The sequence below is a fragment of the Bathymodiolus heckerae thiotrophic gill symbiont genome (genome assembly GCF_900128515.1).
Taxonomy (GTDB): Bacteria; Pseudomonadota; Gammaproteobacteria; order PS1; family Pseudothioglobaceae; genus Thioglobus_A.
Map to the genome: position 1 here is coordinate 1 of NZ_FQTP01000171.1, position 1,929 is coordinate 1,929.

Annotated in this window: 2 protein-coding genes and 1 pseudogene; 1 reads left to right on the forward strand and 2 read right to left on the reverse strand. The window is 35.7% G+C overall.

All coding sequences use genetic code 11. The features are described from left to right. Together BTHERMOSOX_RS12145 and tpx are read right to left on the reverse strand one after the other, a co-directional pair. A pseudogene (locus BTHERMOSOX_RS12145) lies at positions 1-351 on the reverse strand (transposase); the annotation flags it as partial. Between the two features lie 495 nt (positions 352-846). Further along, positions 847-1,434 (reverse strand): thiol peroxidase, encoded by a 588-nt coding sequence (gene tpx / locus BTHERMOSOX_RS10750; protein WP_138121131.1) that lies wholly within the window; start codon positions 1,432-1,434, stop codon positions 847-849. Between the two features lie 252 nt (positions 1,435-1,686). Here tpx and BTHERMOSOX_RS10755 point away from each other — a divergent pair. Then, positions 1,687-1,929: transposase (locus BTHERMOSOX_RS10755; protein ID WP_488153936.1), on the forward strand; the 243-nt coding region annotated here is incomplete at its 3' end.

Genomic DNA, 1,929 nt, shown 5'->3' on the forward strand with positions numbered 1-1,929 from the left:
TAGTAGCTGCTCGGTGTTAAGCAGCTGTCTAAAGCGCCAAATGCTTGAATGGTCTGGCACATTCTCAGACAGGCTAAGATTAATAAAGCGCCTAAACATAAGATCCCTGGCGATTTGCTTCTCTAAGGCTTCATCACTAAGGTTATACCAAGCTTGGAGGATAAGAATCTTAAACATCATCAGTAGCGGGTAAGCTGGCGCACCTCGCACAGATGAATAAAGGTTTGATAAGGTTTGCTCTATCTCATTCCAGTTAATGATGTTGTGTACATCATCTAGTTCTGATAGGGATTTATGCTCTACAACTAGAGAATCTGCGAATGAATGTTGAGTTGTTTATTTCCAAGACATTTTAGGTATTTTTTATTGTAGATTAGGTGATTGTTATTTTACTGGATTGGTGTGGTTTTGGTTGATTTATGCAAAGGTCTCTCAAAGCCCATTGAATTATGCATTACTATCGGTAAAGAGCATGGTTACATCAGGTCTGTAGTCGAAAAGATGAGCGTTGAAATGTCAAGAAAAAATTTGGCTGATTAGGCATGTTAATCCCGAATCCCGAAAATCCCGAACCCGGCTCGGGACACTCGGGACAAAAATTTAGGAATTAGTGAAAGCAGATTTGGGTCACGGTATAGAAACTAAATACTAGGGTAAATAATATTTTCCCTAATAAATACCCCTTAAATTCGCATCGTAAGCGATGTCGTGGTTCTTGCTGAAGCAGTTAAATCGATCAAATATTAATCATAAAAACCTATGTTACTTAATGGTAGCATAGGTTTTTTTTAATGGAGCAGGGGTATTAAATTTTTTAGCTCAACATATTAAAGTTTATACGAGAAATTACTTTATGTTTTTAAGTGCCGCAAGAATGTCTTTGTAATTTGGCTCTTTTTCTATATGCTCAACAACTTGTTTGTATGCAATTTTTCCTTTTGTGTCCACTATATAAACAGTTCTAGCAAAAAATTCTTCTAAAAATTTAGGCGAAGTGATGACAGAGCCGTATTTTTTTGCATTACTTGCATCTTTGTAGTCTGAAAGTGTATTGACATTTTTTACATCACTTGCCTTACAAAATCTAGAAAATGCAAAAGGAGTATCTTTAGAGATAATATTTATTTCAACATTGTCCATTTTGGCAACACGCTTATTAAAATAAACAGTTTCTAACGCACAAGTATCTGTATCAATAGAAGGAACAAATGCAATGATTTGAACTTTGTTTTTAGCACCACCAACAATAACTTCTTTAAGGTCATTTGACACCACTGCAAATTCTGGTGCATCATCTCCAATCTTTAGACCTTGATTATTTGTAACGACTTTATGCTCTAAAAACATTGTTTGCAAGCCTTTAGAGTTATAACATCCAGTTACACTTAATGCTATCAACAGTGTTAAAAATATTGACTTGTTTAATGATTTCATTTTTTTGTCCTTTGGTGTAATCTCAACAAAATACTATTATACCTACACTATTTTTCAATAAATGAGACCTTTGCACAAATCAACCAAAACCACGCCAGTCTAGTAAAATAACAACCACCTAATCTACAATAAAAAATACCTAAAATGTCTTGGAAACAAACAACTCAACATTCATTCGCAGATTCTCTAGTTGTAGAGCATAAATCTCTATCAGAGCTTAATGACGTGCATAACATCATCAATTAGACAGAGATAGAGCAAACCTTATCAAACCTTTATTCATCTGTGCGAGGTGCGCCTAGCTACCCGCCACTGATGATGTTTAGGATTCTTATTCTCCAAGCTTGGTATAACCTTAGTGATGAAGTCTTAGAGAAGCAAATCGCCAGGGATCTTATGTTTAGGCGCTTTATTAATCTTAGCCTGTCTGAGAATGTGCCAGACCATTCCAGTATTTGGCGCTTTAGACAGCTGCTTAACACCGAGCAGCTACTA

Coding starts and splice junctions, on each gene's coding strand:
- tpx (WP_138121131.1), bottom strand. CDS start 1,434: ATGAAATCATTAAACAAGTCAATATTTTTAACACTGTTGATAGCATTA.